This is a genomic window from Croceicoccus mobilis (assembly GCF_001661965.1).
Taxonomy (GTDB): domain Bacteria; phylum Pseudomonadota; class Alphaproteobacteria; order Sphingomonadales; family Sphingomonadaceae; genus Croceicoccus; species Croceicoccus mobilis.
On sequence record NZ_LYWZ01000020.1, the window covers coordinates 111414 to 124674 of the forward strand.

At 64.4% G+C, this 13261-nt stretch carries 13 protein-coding genes and 1 riboswitch; of the genes, 4 read left to right on the forward strand and 9 right to left on the reverse strand.

From position 1 onward, the window contains the following. Nucleotides 1-58: 58 nt before the first annotated feature. The 7 genes from A9D13_RS05625 to crtY form a co-directional block, all read right to left on the reverse strand. Nucleotides 59-652 (reverse strand): SixA phosphatase family protein, encoded by a 594-nt coding sequence (locus A9D13_RS05625; RefSeq protein ID WP_066771269.1) that lies wholly within the window; start codon nucleotides 650-652, stop codon nucleotides 59-61. After that, the gene (locus A9D13_RS05630) at nucleotides 649-3495 is read right to left on the reverse strand and encodes an ATP-dependent DNA helicase (protein ID WP_244884882.1); all 2847 of its coding nucleotides are present in this window, start codon (nucleotides 3493-3495) and stop codon (nucleotides 649-651) included. Before A9D13_RS05630 ends, A9D13_RS05625 begins: the two co-directional genes overlap by 4 nt. Before the next feature lie 86 nt (nucleotides 3496-3581). Next, complete coding sequence (locus tag A9D13_RS05635; protein WP_066771271.1) at nucleotides 3582-4214, reverse strand: hypothetical protein; 633 nt, start codon at nucleotides 4212-4214, stop codon at nucleotides 3582-3584. Nucleotides 4215-4366: 152 nt separating this feature from the next. Continuing rightward, nucleotides 4367-4861, reverse strand: coding sequence for a thermonuclease family protein (locus tag A9D13_RS05640; RefSeq protein ID WP_082922142.1), 495 nt, complete (start codon nucleotides 4859-4861; stop codon nucleotides 4367-4369). 10 nt (nucleotides 4862-4871) lie between these two features. Continuing rightward, nucleotides 4872-5891, reverse strand: coding sequence for a phytoene/squalene synthase family protein (locus A9D13_RS05645; protein WP_082922143.1), 1020 nt, complete (start codon nucleotides 5889-5891; stop codon nucleotides 4872-4874). 4 nt (nucleotides 5892-5895) lie between these two features. Continuing rightward, nucleotides 5896-7428 carry a phytoene desaturase gene (locus A9D13_RS05650; RefSeq protein WP_066771827.1) on the reverse strand — a complete coding sequence of 511 codons (1533 nt, stop codon included), beginning with the start codon at nucleotides 7426-7428 and terminating at the stop codon, nucleotides 5896-5898. Between the two features lie 3 nt (nucleotides 7429-7431). Beyond that, entirely contained in the window at nucleotides 7432-8706 is a 1275-nt protein-coding gene (crtY, locus tag A9D13_RS05655) for a lycopene beta-cyclase CrtY (RefSeq protein ID WP_373288750.1), read from the reverse strand. A gap of 75 nt (nucleotides 8707-8781) precedes the next feature. Next, nucleotides 8782-8889: riboswitch (TPP riboswitch) on the forward strand. 59 nt (nucleotides 8890-8948) lie between these two features. Here crtY and A9D13_RS05660 point away from each other — a divergent pair. The 4 genes from A9D13_RS05660 (at nucleotide 8949) to A9D13_RS05675 (ending at nucleotide 12235) form a co-directional block, all read left to right on the forward strand. Beyond that, the gene (locus A9D13_RS05660) at nucleotides 8949-9356 is read left to right on the forward strand and encodes a hypothetical protein (RefSeq protein WP_066771272.1); all 408 of its coding nucleotides are present in this window, start codon (nucleotides 8949-8951) and stop codon (nucleotides 9354-9356) included. A gap of 50 nt (nucleotides 9357-9406) precedes the next feature. Then, nucleotides 9407-11272, forward strand: a complete 1866-nt coding sequence (thiC, locus tag A9D13_RS05665; protein ID WP_066771273.1) for a phosphomethylpyrimidine synthase ThiC — start codon at nucleotides 9407-9409, stop codon at nucleotides 11270-11272. Between the two features lie 89 nt (nucleotides 11273-11361). Then, nucleotides 11362-11829, forward strand: coding sequence for a RidA family protein (locus A9D13_RS05670; protein WP_066771274.1), 468 nt, complete (start codon nucleotides 11362-11364; stop codon nucleotides 11827-11829). Continuing rightward, nucleotides 11819-12235, forward strand: coding sequence for a nuclear transport factor 2 family protein (locus A9D13_RS05675; RefSeq protein WP_082922144.1), 417 nt, complete (start codon nucleotides 11819-11821; stop codon nucleotides 12233-12235). The genes A9D13_RS05670 and A9D13_RS05675 overlap by 11 nt, the downstream gene beginning before the upstream one ends. 6 nt (nucleotides 12236-12241) lie before the next feature. Here A9D13_RS05675 and A9D13_RS05680 read toward each other — a convergent pair whose 3' ends face one another. Together A9D13_RS05680 and A9D13_RS05685 are read right to left on the reverse strand one after the other, a co-directional pair. Continuing rightward, the gene (locus A9D13_RS05680) at nucleotides 12242-12706 is read right to left on the reverse strand and encodes a YaiI/YqxD family protein (RefSeq protein ID WP_066771276.1); all 465 of its coding nucleotides are present in this window, start codon (nucleotides 12704-12706) and stop codon (nucleotides 12242-12244) included. Between the two features lie 75 nt (nucleotides 12707-12781). Continuing rightward, nucleotides 12782-13207, reverse strand: coding sequence for an OsmC family protein (locus tag A9D13_RS05685; RefSeq protein ID WP_066771277.1), 426 nt, complete (start codon nucleotides 13205-13207; stop codon nucleotides 12782-12784). Between the last annotated feature and the right edge of the window lie 54 nt (nucleotides 13208-13261).

Below are 13261 nucleotides of genomic sequence, written 5' to 3' on the forward strand. Positions count from 1 at the left end.
TCGCCAGGGGTTTCGCCGGACTTAAGCCGTGCGACGATCCGCACATCGTCCGCCGTGCTCAGCGCACCATCTCCGGCCCCAGAGCGGGATCGAGATCGCGAGGCAGAGTTAGCGTGACGAGTCGGCCCTTGGCGTTCGAAAGCTGCGACCAGTCGTCGATATCGAGTTCGATCAGGGCGAAAGCCCCGGTCGGAAGCTTTTCATCGACGATGGCGCGCAGGCGATCTTCGGGATCAAACGGCACGAGGTCGAGGATCAACTCCTCAAGCCCCGGATTATGCGCGACTAGCAGCAATGTCTGTGCGTCCCCGCCATATTTTTCCGCCGCCTCAATCAGCGTTTCGGGATCGGCGAGATAGAGGTTCTTGTCATCGACCCGGTCCACAGGCGCGCTGCGGCCCATGGTATCAAGCACGATGTCGAGCGTTTCCTGCGCGCGGGCGGCGGCAGAGGCGACGACCTTGTCGAAACCGGGCTGCACGCGTGTCATCGTCCGCCCGACGGCGGCAGCTGCGCGGCGGCCCTTGGCATTCAGCCCGCGATCGAAATCACGGCCCGAAGGCTGGTGCTCTTCCGACTTGGCGTGGCGCAGCAGGCCAAGGCGCTTTACGCCTTTATGCTGCGACCGGGCCGACTGGCCGGTATCGCTCAACCTTTCTGCTCCTCTGTATTCTGGCCCGTACTCTCGCAAAAAACACGGGAGCCCAGCCTTTGTAAAGCTTCATCAAGCGTAAGGCGATGAATGGGGGTTCCGGCAGGAAAGGCCGACAGCAGCCGCGAGGGGAACGCAGCGGAGAGGACAACGAAATGCCCACGGTCGCCGCGGCTACGGATCAGGCGGCCAAACGCCTGCGCCAGGCGTGCGCGCACGATGGCATCGTCGAATTGCTGCCTGGGCGCTTCGAATTGCGCGGCATGGGCGGCGCGGCGGGCGCGGTGAAGGATGGATGGTTTGGGCCATGGCACCTGTTCCATGACGACAAGGCGCAGGGATTCGCCCGGCACGTCGACCCCGTCGCGCAGCGCATCCGTGCCAAGCAATGACGCGCGTGGATCGTCGCGAAAGATGTCCACCAACGTGCCGGTGTCGATCGGATCGACATGCTGCGCGTAGAGGGGCAGGCCGCCACGGGCCAATCGGTCGGCAATGCGCGCATGCACGGCGCGCAGCCGCCGGATCGCGGTAAAAAGGCCCAGCACGCCGCCGCCCGATTGTTCGATCAACCGGCCATAGGCTGCGGCCAGCGCGCCGATATTGCCGCGCGGAATATCGGTGACGATCAGCACTTCGGCCTGTGCCGCGTAATCGAAAGGGCTTGCCGCTTCGGCCAGTTTGGGATGCAGGTCGAGATGTCCCGCGCCCGAACGCGCCACCGCGCGCGCCCAGTCCGGTTCGCGTCCCTCGTCGCCAATCGCGTCTTTCGGCACCGGCGAACGGTCGCATAATGTCGCGCTGGTCTGCATGACCCCATGCGCCGGTTCCAGCACGGTGACGGCAAAGGGCTTCATCGGGTCGAGCCAGCGGCGGTGAATGGCGATGTCGAATTCGCGCGCCTCGGCCCGTTCCACCGCCAGCCAGTCGACGAAATCGGGATCGGCGGGGCCGCCCATGCGAGCAAGCAGTGCTTCCCAGCCGGTCAGCGTGTCGGTGCGCCATGACAGCGCGTGACGCGCGCCCTCGATCCGCTGGCGGGTCTGCCCGTCCAGCCAGTCGGGCGCGTCCTCCTTGTCCGAAGCGATCAGCGCATCCAGCCGCGCCCCCAGGCGCATCAGCGGCTGGCGCAGGCGGGCAAGCGCGTCCCGGCCCGTCGCGGCCGCTTCCAGGAACGGTCCGTCGAGTTCCACCGCCTCGGTCTCGATGCCATAGCCCGCCTCGTTCGAGGCGCTTTCGTCGCGCGAATGGGTGACGCGGCGGACATGGGCGAGGAGATCCTCCAGCGGGCCCAGCGGCTGCCCTTCGTTGATGCGGCCCAGCCAGCCATCGGCAGGCAGCAGCGCGGCCGCGTCGCGCGCGTCCGCGATGGCCTTGCTCGCCGCCTCGTCATAGCTGGCCACATCGGCGAGGCGGGCGGAGAGACCCCGGCGGCGACCGCTTTTCGCCTTGCCCGATCCGGTCTCGGGGCCCAGCACCCAGCGCCGCATTTCGATCGCCTCGCTGCCGGACAATTGCGCGGCGAAGGTTGAATCGGCGGCATCGAACAAATGATGCCCCTCGTCAAAGACGATGCGGGCGGGGCGGGTGGCGGCGCCTTCTTCGCGGTGCCCATTTCCGCTTTGGGCGCGGGCGGCGTGGACCATGACCAGCGCGTGATTGGCAATGACCAGATCGGCATGGGCGGAATGGCGGGCGGCGCGCTCGATGAAGCATTTCCTGAAATGCGGGCACCCGGCATAGACGCATTCGCCGCGCCGGTCGGTCAATGCGGCAAGACCCCGGCGGCGAAACAGGGTGGGCAGCCAGCCAGGCAGATCCCCGCCGACCATGTCGCCATCCTCGCTGAATGCGGCCCAGCGCGCGACCAGCTGCGCGAACACGGCCGGACGGCCTGAAAACCCGCCTTGCAGCGCGTCCTCCAGGTTCAGCAGGCACAGATAATTGTCGCGTCCCTTGCGAACGACGACGGCGGGGGTTTCGCGTGTCGGGTCTTCATGCCACGCCCTGCGGCTTTCGCGCCTCAATTGGCGTTGCAGCGCCTTGGTGAAGGTGGAGACCCAAACCGTGCCGCCCGCCTGCTGCGACCATAGCGATGCGGGGGCGAGATAACCCAGCGTCTTGCCAACGCCCGTGCCTGCCTCGGCCAGCAGCATGTTGGGCTGGCCCCGTTCCCGGCGCGGGCCGAAGACATGGGCGGCGGCGCGGGCATAATCGCGCTGCCCTTCGCGCCGTTCCGCGCCTTCGCCGGTCAGTTCCTCCAGCCGGTCGGCCACCGCATCGGGATCGAGCACCATTTGCGCGGGCTGGGGGCGCGGGGCGCGTTCTTCCCATTCGGGCAATTTCGCAAAGACCCAGCGTTCGGCTTTTTCGGGGCGCTTCACATGCGGCGCGAGCAGGCCCGCCCATGGCCAGCCATGGCGTGCCAGCGATTGCAGCACGCTCCACGCGCCCTCGCGCTCGGCCCAGTCATCCGCTTCGCAATGGGCGAACAGGGCAGCCGCGGCGCGTGACAGCAAGAGCGGCACATCGGCTTCGCCATCGGGTTCGGGCAGGTTCAGCGCGTGGGCCAGCCCCTTGGGCGTCGGCACCATGAAACGTGCGGGATGGATAAAGGCGAAAAGTTCGAGGAGGTCGAGCCCCGAGAGTTCGGGATAGCCGAGGCGGCTGGCCACCAGCGGCGCATTCAGCATCAGCAGCGGGGTTTCGGCAGACGCCATGATCGCCTCTCCGCGCGACAGGCCGCGGGTGCTGCCATCTGGTGCGGCAAGCCAGCAGCCGGAATGGCTGGCATGCAGCGCAGGCAGGCGCAGGGAGGGGATTTCGGGCATGACGTCGGCCATCACCCGCAAGATAGGAAAGCGCGAACGGAAAGGAAACGCCGCAGCGCGTGGTTTACCCGCAAATCATCTGCGGATCGCCCGTCGGTTCACGCTGCGCGGGATGCTTCGCCCAAAGTGACGCTGGCATCTTCCCTGCAGCAATCGCAGCCGTCTTCGTTCAGGGTGAGGAGCGCGGTGATGTCGGCCTGGATGTGATCGCCATGCTCGACCTCCAGCGTGCGGCGCACGAGGCGGGCGACGACGCTGGGCGCGTCCTTGCCTTCACCGTCCCTGCGATGGACGAAGCCCGAGACATGCATCCACTGGTGCATGATATGCGCGGCATAGTTCACCAGATCACCGCGATCCATGCAGCGCTGCAGGAACCAGCGCGCACTGCGGATGGGCAGCGTGCCAAGGCGGGTTGATCCGATCAGCGCGTTGCCACTGTCGGGACCGGGCAGGTCGGCCACCTCGATCGCGAGATCGAGCGTATGGTCGGCGCACTGGCCGCACTCGCGCCCCTGCGCGATGCGTTCCCAGATCGCGTCGCCATCCAGCTCGCGCAGGCCGCCGTGCTTGCCCTGCCAGCTGGCGCTGGAATATTCGGCCTGCCTGACCGAACTGCCAAAGCCGGGCGTCTGCACTGCTGTGCGCAGCATGCCGACGGCCTTGCGGATGAATTCCTGCTCGGCGTCCGATGCGCCGGTGATCTCGTGAAGGATGACAGATACGCTCATGCCGACTCCAACGCGCCCTCTGGCGCTTTGTTTCCCGCTCGAAAGTATGAGGCGGTAGAATCGATGAATATCACCGGCCCAGCCAACGCCGGGTTAATGGCGAATTAGGGGCAGGTTCATAATTACGGCAGGAAGGGCTGGCGGGCTTTACTTCAGCACCAGTCGCCCTTGTAGCCCTTCCATTCCTCGGCAAGCCCCTCTGTCACCAGCACTTGCCCAAGGCTTTGGCCCCCGCGCGTCACGCGGCGCAGCAGGCGGCCATAGCGGTCGGTGTCGCGGCCATCGGTTTCAAGACTGAAGGGCCCTTTGTTCAGCAATTGGGTCAGGCGCTGTGTCGCCTGCATGCCCAGCCGGTATTCGCGGTCGCATTGGGGCGAGGAGATTTCCGGCGTGTTGATGTCGAGGATGCGGATCTTGTCGCCGGCGAACCAGAACGTATCGCCATCCACCACGCAATTGACCCGCTGCGGCCCGTCGCAATTGCCAAAGCTGGCAGACAGCGTGTCACTGGCTGAAGCGCCGATCGTGGCGGTGGGTGCCGCGCTGGCGTTTCCTTCACCTAGGATCGCTCCGCCATAACGCAGGGTGACGCCAAATCCGACGAGGACGACCGACAGCAGGAGAACGAGAAAACCGGAAATGCGCATGGCGCGCGCCTTAGACCAGCGGTTCCTGACGAGCCATTAACGCGCGGTTCCGCGATGCCCGCTCACGCAAGTCCGCCATGGTCCAGCGGCGCTTTGCGGCCTGCGCCTCGCACTCGGCGCCCGGCTTCGACAAGGTTGCGATGCCCGACTGGATCAGCCAGCCCAGCTTTTCGAGCTTCGTCGTATGGGCGCGGTGGTCCCATGCGTGATCGGCCGCAGCCTCCACCTTGCGCGCGATGCCGCCATAGATTCCGGTCGCGGCCAGCACGGCCCAGCGGTGGCGTGGGCGCAGGCGCGCAGCGCCGATGCGGGCCGATGCCTCATGCGCGCGGGCGATCGTGCAGGCATCGCCCACCAGCTTGACCAGCCCTTCGCGGTAGATCGGCTTCATGTGCTGGCCCGGCGCGATGTCTTCCTCCACCAGCCATTCGATGGGGAGATAGCAGCGGCCCGCTGCGTCATCTTCCCACAGGTCGCGCACGATATTGGCAAGCTGGAAGGCAAGGCCAAGGTCGCAGGCTCGCTCCAGCGTATCCTCGTCCGTGGGCGCAACGCCCATGACCAGCGCCATCATCACGCCCACAGCGCCCGCGACATGATAGCAATATTCCATCATGTCGCCCTCGCTGCGGGGCCGCCAGTCGGCAGCGTCGAGGACGAAGCCAGCGATCACATCGTCGCAGTGATCCTGCGTGATCCTGCATTCGCGCGCCACCACGCCAAGCCCGTCGAAAGCGGGATCGCCAGTGGGTTCGCCCGCCAGCGCCTGCGCGGTTTTCTCGCGGATGATGGCGACGCGTTCGGGCGCGCCTGCCTGAGAGCCGAGTTCGCCGACCCCCAAAGGCCCACCAAAGTCCTGAGCATCGGCCAGATCGTCGCAGGCGCGGCACCATGCATAAAGCAGCCACACGCGCTCCCGCGTTTCGCGGTCGAACAGGCGGCTGGCGGCGGAAAAGCTCTTCGAGCCGCGTCCGATCGCCTGCTGCGCATGGGTGACAAGTTCCGCCCGGGACGGAATTTCGGCGGTCATCGGGTCAGCGCCTCGCGAGGTCGGAGATCATCAGCTTCGCCGTGGCGCGCGCGCTGCCGACGACGCCGGGGATGCCTGCGCCCGGATGGGTGCCCGCACCGGTGAAATAGAGATTGTTGATCTCGTCATCGCGGTTGTGAACCCGGAAATAGGCGCTTTGCGTCAGGATCGGTTCAAGGCTGAAGGCGCTGCCCAGATGCGCGTTCAGATCGTGGGTGAAATCGAAGGGCGTGTAATGGAACTTGGTCACGATCCGATCGTGCAGATCGGGCATCAACCGCTTTGCCACCTCGTCCAGAATGCGCTTCTCCAGCGCCGGCCCTGCCGTGTTCCAATCCACCGGCAGCTTACCGCGATGGGCGACCGGGACGAGAGCGTAGAAGGTCGAATGCCCCTCTGGCGCCATGGACGCATCGCTGGCGCTGGGGTGGTGGAGATAGACCGAGAAATCGCGCGGCAGCACGCCATGGTTGTAGATGTCGTCGAGCAGCCCCTTATAGCGCGGGCCGAACAGGATCATGTGGTGCGGGATGTCGGGGAAGGTGCCCTTCACCCCGAAATGCACGACGAAAAGGCTGGGCGAATAGCGCTTCTTCGCCAGCTTCGCCGCCACTGCCGGACCGCGGCGATTGCCGGTAAGGAGGTCGCGGTAGGAATGCATGACATCGGCATTGCTGGCGATTGCGTCGAAACTGTCATGCCAGCCCGATGCGCAGGTGATGCCCGTTGCCCGGTTGCCCGCCGTTTCGATCTTCACGACAGGATCGCCAATGCGCGTGATGCCGCCGAGCCTTTCGAACAGCTTGACCATGCCTGCGATCAGCCGGTTGGTCCCGCCCTTGGCCCACCACACGCCGCCATCCTTTTCCAGCTTGTGGATCAGCGCATAGATCGAGCTGGTCGTCATCGGATTGCCGCCGACGAGCAGTGTGTGGAAGCTCAATGCCTCGCGCAGCTTCTCGTCTTCGACGAAGCTTGAGACGATGGAATAGACCGAACGCCACGCCTGGTATTTCATCAGCGCGGGCGCAGCCTTGATCATCGTCTTGAAGTCGAGGAAGGGGACATGCCCCAGCTTTACATAGCCTTCGCGCCACACGCCTTCGGAATATTTCTGGAACTCTTCATACCCCGCCAGATCGTCGGGATTGAGCTTTGCGATTTCGCGGGCGAGGGCGGTGACATCGTTCGAATAATCGAAATTGGTGCCGTCTTCCCAGTTCAGCCGATAGAAGGGCATGACAGGGACGATGTCGACGTCCTGCTCCATCTCCTGATCGGTGAGGCGCCACAGCGCGCGCAGGCAATCGGGATCGGTGATGACGGTGGGACCGGCGTCGAAGGTAAAGCCGTCCTGTTCCCAGTAATAGGCGCGGCCGCCCGGCTTGTCCCGCGCTTCGATCAGCGTGGTCTGGATGCCTGCCGACTGCAGCCGGATCGCCAGCGCCAGACCGCCGAAGCCCGCGCCGATGACGGCGGCGCTGCGCTTTTTCGGCGGGCTGCCGTCTGTGGGGCGGAGGTTAGTCTGGCTGCTCATCATCTATCCCTGTTCTCGCGCGCCCAGATGCCCGGGCGCGCCGATGCCGGCCAGCACCTTTATCGCCCGCGATAGGGGAACCGGCGGCTTTCCCGCAAGCACCCGCGCCATGTCAAAAGGCGTACTCTTCCCGGCGTAGAAACGTTCCACCAGACCTTCGTCCAGCCGGTAAAACCGCTGCAGCACCTTGTAACGCTCATCGGGTCGCGCCGCGCCAAACAGCATGGCGGCGAGCATGCGATAGAACCGTCCCGCCTTCCAATGCGCCTGCGCATGCGCCTTGGCCGCAGCCGCAATCGCAGGGCCGGACAGGTCGGGCAGGTCCGCGATCATGCTGGCAAAGCGCACCGCGTCGGGCAGCGAATAGCTGGTCAGCGGCTGGAATAGCCCGGCCCGCGTTCCGGCCAGCGCCACGCCATCTGGCACATCGCGCCACAAGGCCGCGAAATCGCCGCCGGTCACCACTGGCAAAACCCCCGTTTCGGTGCGCGAGAGGGCGGCGATCTGCCATCCGCGCGCAGCGGCGTAATCGGCGACGCGGCTCTTCAAGAGGTCCGGGTCAAGCGCTGGGCCATCGGAATAATAAGTGTCTTCGACGAAGACCGAGGTTTCGGAAAAAGGCAGGCAATAGACGAAGCGATAGCCATCGTGCTGGGTCACGCTGGCATCCATCACGACCGGGCGGGCGAGGCCGTGCGGGCCGCTCGTCTCCACCATCTGGCCGGTGAATTTCTGCCAGCCACCACGAAGGTGCGAAAGATGTTCGCGCGCCAGACCGCGCGCGTCGATTACAGCACCAGCCTCGATGCGCGTGCCATCGGCAAGTGTCAGCCCGCCCGCGTCGAGAGCGGTGACAGGGCATCGCGTGAATACCGCGTCTTCCGGCAAGGCAGCGCTGACCGCCATGGCCAGCCGTTCTGATGTGATCGAGCGATAGGAGGTGCCAAGCGTCCGCGAATAGGTGGGAAAGGCGATGTCATAGCCATCGTCCCAGCGCGCCGCGACCAGCGGATCGACCCGCGCCCTGTCACCAGCCGCCACGTCGGTGCCGAAAAAAGACCATACGTGATTGCCGCCGATCGTCCCTGCATCGACCAGCGCGACGCGAATTTCGGGCCGGCGTGCCGCCAGTGCCAGCGTAATCAGCGAGCCTGAAAGCCCGCCGCCCGCTATCGCGATATCAAAGCTTTGCGCGCCCATCATGGCCTGCTTAGCGAGGGGCGCCCGATCCAGCCAGAGGCAAAGCGAAAACAGTGCATTCCAGATTGCGATGTCCACAGGGCAGGGCCCCTTCATCAGGCGTACGGGCAATACGGGTTCTGGACCTTGGGGCCATGATCCCCTAAACCGTCCCACATAACCCCGGGGAGCCAGCTATGGCTGAGAGGGGCGGGTAGCGCCGTCCGACCCGTTGAACCTGAACCCGTTAGCACGGGCGGAGGGAGGGACCGGCGCACCATAAAAGAGGCGCCCGATCTCTCTTTCCGGTCCAATGCGGGCGATGGGAAAGGAGAGCCGCCATGCCAAATATCGATGCCACGGGCTGGACCGCGATGTTGCTGGGCCTGTTCGCCGCTTTCGCCGCGGTCGGCGCCTTGCGCCAGCCGGGTGCGTGGCAAAGGCTGGTGGCAGAGGTCGACAAGTCGCCTGCGCTGCAGATGATTTCCGGCGTTGCCGAGATCGCGGCGGGCGCGGCGATCTATCTCGTCAATCCGTGGCTGCCCGAAGATATTCTGGCCTGCATCATGAAAGCGATCGGCGGGCTGATGATCATTGAGGCTCTCGTCGTCGTCGGCTTTTCCGACATTTATTTCCATTTCTGGCTCAAGAACCTGGCCTTCATGCATCGCGGCTGGGCCGCGACCAGCCTTGTCGTCGGCGCGTTGCTGACTGTGGCGGGCGGGCTGCACATGGCCAGCCAGATCTGATCTCATCCCAAGTTCTCTCGAATACCCTCCCCAGAAAGGTTTTTTGCTTTATGGCAGATATCAATTCCAAGCTTGAGATCGGCGTGACCACCGGACCCATTCGCGGGTCGAAAAAGGTGCATGTCGCGGCGAAATCGGGCAGCGGCATCCGTGTCGCCATGCGCGAAATCGCGCTGGAAGGCGATGAGGCCCCGGTCCGCGTCTATGACACCTCCGGCCCCTATACCGATACCAATGCCACGATCGACATCCAGGCGGGCCTTCCGCAGCTGCGCCGCGACTGGATCATGGGCCGCGGCGATGTCGAGGAATATGACGCGCGCAGCGTAAAGCCCGAAGACAACGGCCAGCTTGGCCCGGATCGCAGCGGCGGCGTGCCTGCGTTTCCCAATGTCGTAAAGCGTCCTCTGCGTGCAAAGCCCGGCATGAATGTCAGCCAGATGCATTACGCCAAGAAGGGCATCATCACCCCCGAAATGGAATATGTGGCCGAGCGCGAGAACCTTGGCCGCGAATATATCCGCCGCGAGATCGAGGGCAATTCGTGGGGCGCAGCGATCCCCGAATATGTGACGCCGGAATTCGTGCGTGACGAAGTTGCCCGCGGCCGCGCCATCATCCCGTCGAACATCAACCACCCCGAAACCGAGCCGATGGCGATCGGGCGCAATTTCCTGGTGAAGATCAACGCCAATATCGGCAATAGCGCCGTGGCGTCGGACGTGGCATCCGAAGTCGACAAGATGGTCTGGTCGATCCGCTGGGGCGCGGACACGGTGATGGACCTGTCGACGGGCCGCAACATCCACGACACGCGTGAATGGATCATCCGCAACTCGCCCGTGCCGATCGGTACCGTGCCGATCTATCAGGCGCTTGAGAAGGTGGGCGGCATTGCCGAGGAGCTGACGTGGGAAGTCTTCCGCGACACGCTGATTGAGCAGGCCGAGCAGGGCGTCGACTATTTCACCATCCACGCGGGCGTGCGCCTGCCCTATGTGCCGCTCGCCGCCAAGCGCGTCACCGGCATCGTGTCGCGCGGCGGTTCGATCATGGCGAAATGGTGCCTCGCGCACCACAAGGAGAGCTTCCTCTACGAGAATTTCGACGAGATCACCGAAATCTGCAAAGCCTATGACATTGCCTATTCGCTGGGCGACGGCCTGCGCCCCGGCTCCATCGCCGACGCCAATGACGAAGCGCAGTTCGCCGAACTCTACACGCTGGGCGAGCTGACCAAGCGCGCGTGGGAGCAGGACGTTCAGGTCATGATCGAGGGCCCCGGCCATGTGCCGATGCACAAGATCAAGGAGAACATGGACAAGCAGCTCGAAGCCTGCGGCGAGGCGCCGTTCTACACGCTCGGGCCCCTCGTCACCGATATCGCGCCGGGCTATGACCACATCACCAGCGGCATCGGCGCGGCGCAGATCGGCTGGTACGGCACGGCGATGCTTTGCTATGTCACGCCCAAGGAACACCTTGGCCTGCCTGACCGCGACGACGTGAAGGTCGGCGTGGTCACCTACAAGCTGGCCGCCCACGCGGCGGATCTGGCCAAGGGCCACCCGGCGGCACAGGTGCGCGACGATGCATTGTCAAAGGCGCGCTTCGAATTCCGCTGGCGCGACCAGTTCAACCTCTCGCTCGATCCCGATACGGCGGAGCAGTATCATGACCAGACGCTGCCTGCCGAAGGCGCGAAATCGGCGCATTTCTGCTCGATGTGCGGGCCGAAGTTCTGCTCGATGAAGATCAGCCAGGAGGTGCGTGAATTCGCCCGCCTGCAGAATCAGGACAGCGATGAGTTCATCGCCGCCGATGAGGTCGAGGCCGGCATGGCCGAGATGAGCAAGGTCTATGACGAAACCGGCCGCGAGCTTTACATGGGGCAGGGCGACCGCGAGCACGACTAAATCGTAATGGGCGATCCGTCCGGCCATAAGCGGCTGGACGGATCGACCGCCTCGTTGCAGTCTTGCCTGATCACAGGGGGAGACTGACAATGATGCGATTGATTTCGGGCGCAGCGGCCATTGGCCTGCTTGCCGCCAGTCCTGCCAGCGCGCAGGATGCACCTTTCGAAACGGTGATGCCGACCGATCCCGAAGCGCTCGCCTTTCAGGAAGCGGTTGGTTATTCCGACGCGGTCATCGTTGGGGACATGGTCTATCTATCAGGCGTGGTGGCCGGACCTGCAGAAGGCGAGACCGACATGGCCCCCGGCTTCGCCCGCGCTTTCGATCATATCGGCACCATTCTCACCCGCGCAGGCGTCAGCTGGGACGATGTCATCGCGATCGAGACATTCCACACCGACCTTCCCGGCCAGATCGAGACATTCGCCGAGGTCAAGAACCGTTATATCAAGGCGCCATTTCCGACATGGACAGCGTTGGGGATCAGCGCGCTTTACGAACCGACCGCTCTGGTGGAAATCAAGATTACGGCCCATCGCAGCGATGCCGAATAATGCCGACGCAAACCGTGCCGCGATCACGCACGCTTTCGAAGGGCTGAGGACCGGCGATCCCGATCGCTTCATCGCCTTGTTCCATGAAAACATGGCGTGGGATGTTCGCGGCTCGTCCGGCTGGTCACGTAGCGCCGTAGGTCGCGAGGCGGTGATGGAGCAGATCGCAGGCCCGCTGTTTTCGCGGCTGGACGGTCCCTATCTCAACATCCCCGAATGGATCATCGCCGATGGCGACAAGGTCGTCGTGACCGCAAGGGGCGATGCCACGACGGTCGAAGGCCGCAGCTACGTAAATGACTATTGCTTCATTTTCACCATGGCCGAAGGAAAGATCGTCGCCGTGCGCGAATATATGGATGGGACGATCGCGGATGATGTCCTGGGGCGCCATCCACTCGGCTAGCTGGTTCTATCGGCTCAGTTTCACCATCTCGCGGTCCAGTGCCTGCAGGAAGCGTGACCTGTCCGCCTTGCTGAACGGGGGCGGGCCGCCGCCGGGGCCATCCATGCCCGACCGCAGATCCGCCATGATTGCGCGCACGGCAATGGCGCTGCCGATGCTGGCCTTGTCAAACGGCTTGCCGTTGTGGGCAAGGACTCGTGCACCGGACTTGAGGCAGCGGTCGGCCAGCAGGATATCGGCGGTGATGACCACGGTTTTCGGACCGGCGTTTTCGGCGATCCAGTCGTCGGCGGCATCGAAGCCGTCATCGACCACTATGCGCTGCACGCGCGGATCGTCGGGGATGCGGAACGGGGAATTGCTGACGATGCGCACCTGCGCCCGATAGCGGGCGGCAACGCGGTAGATCTCGTCCTTTACAGGGCAAGCATCGGCATCGACGAGTATGGTGACGGGGGTCGCGGTAGTCATGATGTCATCGCCTACACCCCTGCGCCGGTGCAGGCCATCCCGGCCCCATTGAAAGGGCCGGGACAGATGCACGGTTCAGCCTTCGAACTCGGTCTCCAGCGTGATCTCGCAATCGAGCAGCTTCGAAATCGGGCAGCCTTCCTTGGCGCCGGCGGCCAGTTCCTCGAACTTCGCCTTGTCGAGGCCGGGGACCTTGCCCTTCAGCGTCAGTGCGCTTTTCGACACCTTGAAGCCGTCGCCGTCCTTTTCCAGCGTGACATCGCAGCTCGTTTCCAGCGTGCCGTCCTCGTGCCCGGCCTTGGCCAGCGCAAAGCTGGTGGCCATGGTGAAGCAGCTGGCGTGAGCGGCAGCGATCATTTCCTCGGGGTTGGTGCCGGGCGCGTCTTCGAAACGCGTCATGAAGCCATAGGGTGCGTCCAATGCGCCCGACTTGGTGGCGACATGCCCTTTGCCTTCCTTGCCAAGGCCTTCGTAGCGGGCGGTTGCGGTGTTAACGGTCATGGTCTGGTCCTTCGTGGCCAATTGTTGTTCTCGATCAACCAGCGCACGAAGGGC

Excerpts from the sequence above, each read along its gene's own strand:
- A9D13_RS05630 (WP_244884882.1), bottom strand. The coding sequence starts at position 3,495 with ATGGCCGACGTCATGCCCGAAATCCCCTCCCTGCGCCTGCCTGCGCTG.
- A9D13_RS05635 (WP_066771271.1), bottom strand. The coding sequence starts at position 4,214 with ATGAGCGTATCTGTCATCCTTCACGAGATCACCGGCGCATCGGACGCC.
- A9D13_RS05640 (WP_082922142.1), bottom strand. The coding sequence starts at position 4,861 with ATGCGCATTTCCGGTTTTCTCGTTCTCCTGCTGTCGGTCGTCCTCGTC.
- A9D13_RS05645 (WP_082922143.1), bottom strand. The coding sequence starts at position 5,891 with ATGACCGCCGAAATTCCGTCCCGGGCGGAACTTGTCACCCATGCGCAG.
- A9D13_RS05650 (WP_066771827.1), bottom strand. The coding sequence starts at position 7,428 with ATGAGCAGCCAGACTAACCTCCGCCCCACAGACGGCAGCCCGCCGAAA.
- A9D13_RS05660 (WP_066771272.1), top strand. The coding sequence starts at position 8,949 with ATGCCAAATATCGATGCCACGGGCTGGACCGCGATGTTGCTGGGCCTG.
- thiC (WP_066771273.1), top strand. The coding sequence starts at position 9,407 with ATGGCAGATATCAATTCCAAGCTTGAGATCGGCGTGACCACCGGACCC.
- A9D13_RS05670 (WP_066771274.1), top strand. The coding sequence starts at position 11,362 with ATGATGCGATTGATTTCGGGCGCAGCGGCCATTGGCCTGCTTGCCGCC.
- A9D13_RS05675 (WP_082922144.1), top strand. The coding sequence starts at position 11,819 with ATGCCGAATAATGCCGACGCAAACCGTGCCGCGATCACGCACGCTTTC.
- A9D13_RS05680 (WP_066771276.1), bottom strand. The coding sequence starts at position 12,706 with ATGACTACCGCGACCCCCGTCACCATACTCGTCGATGCCGATGCTTGC.
- A9D13_RS05685 (WP_066771277.1), bottom strand. The coding sequence starts at position 13,207 with ATGACCGTTAACACCGCAACCGCCCGCTACGAAGGCCTTGGCAAGGAA.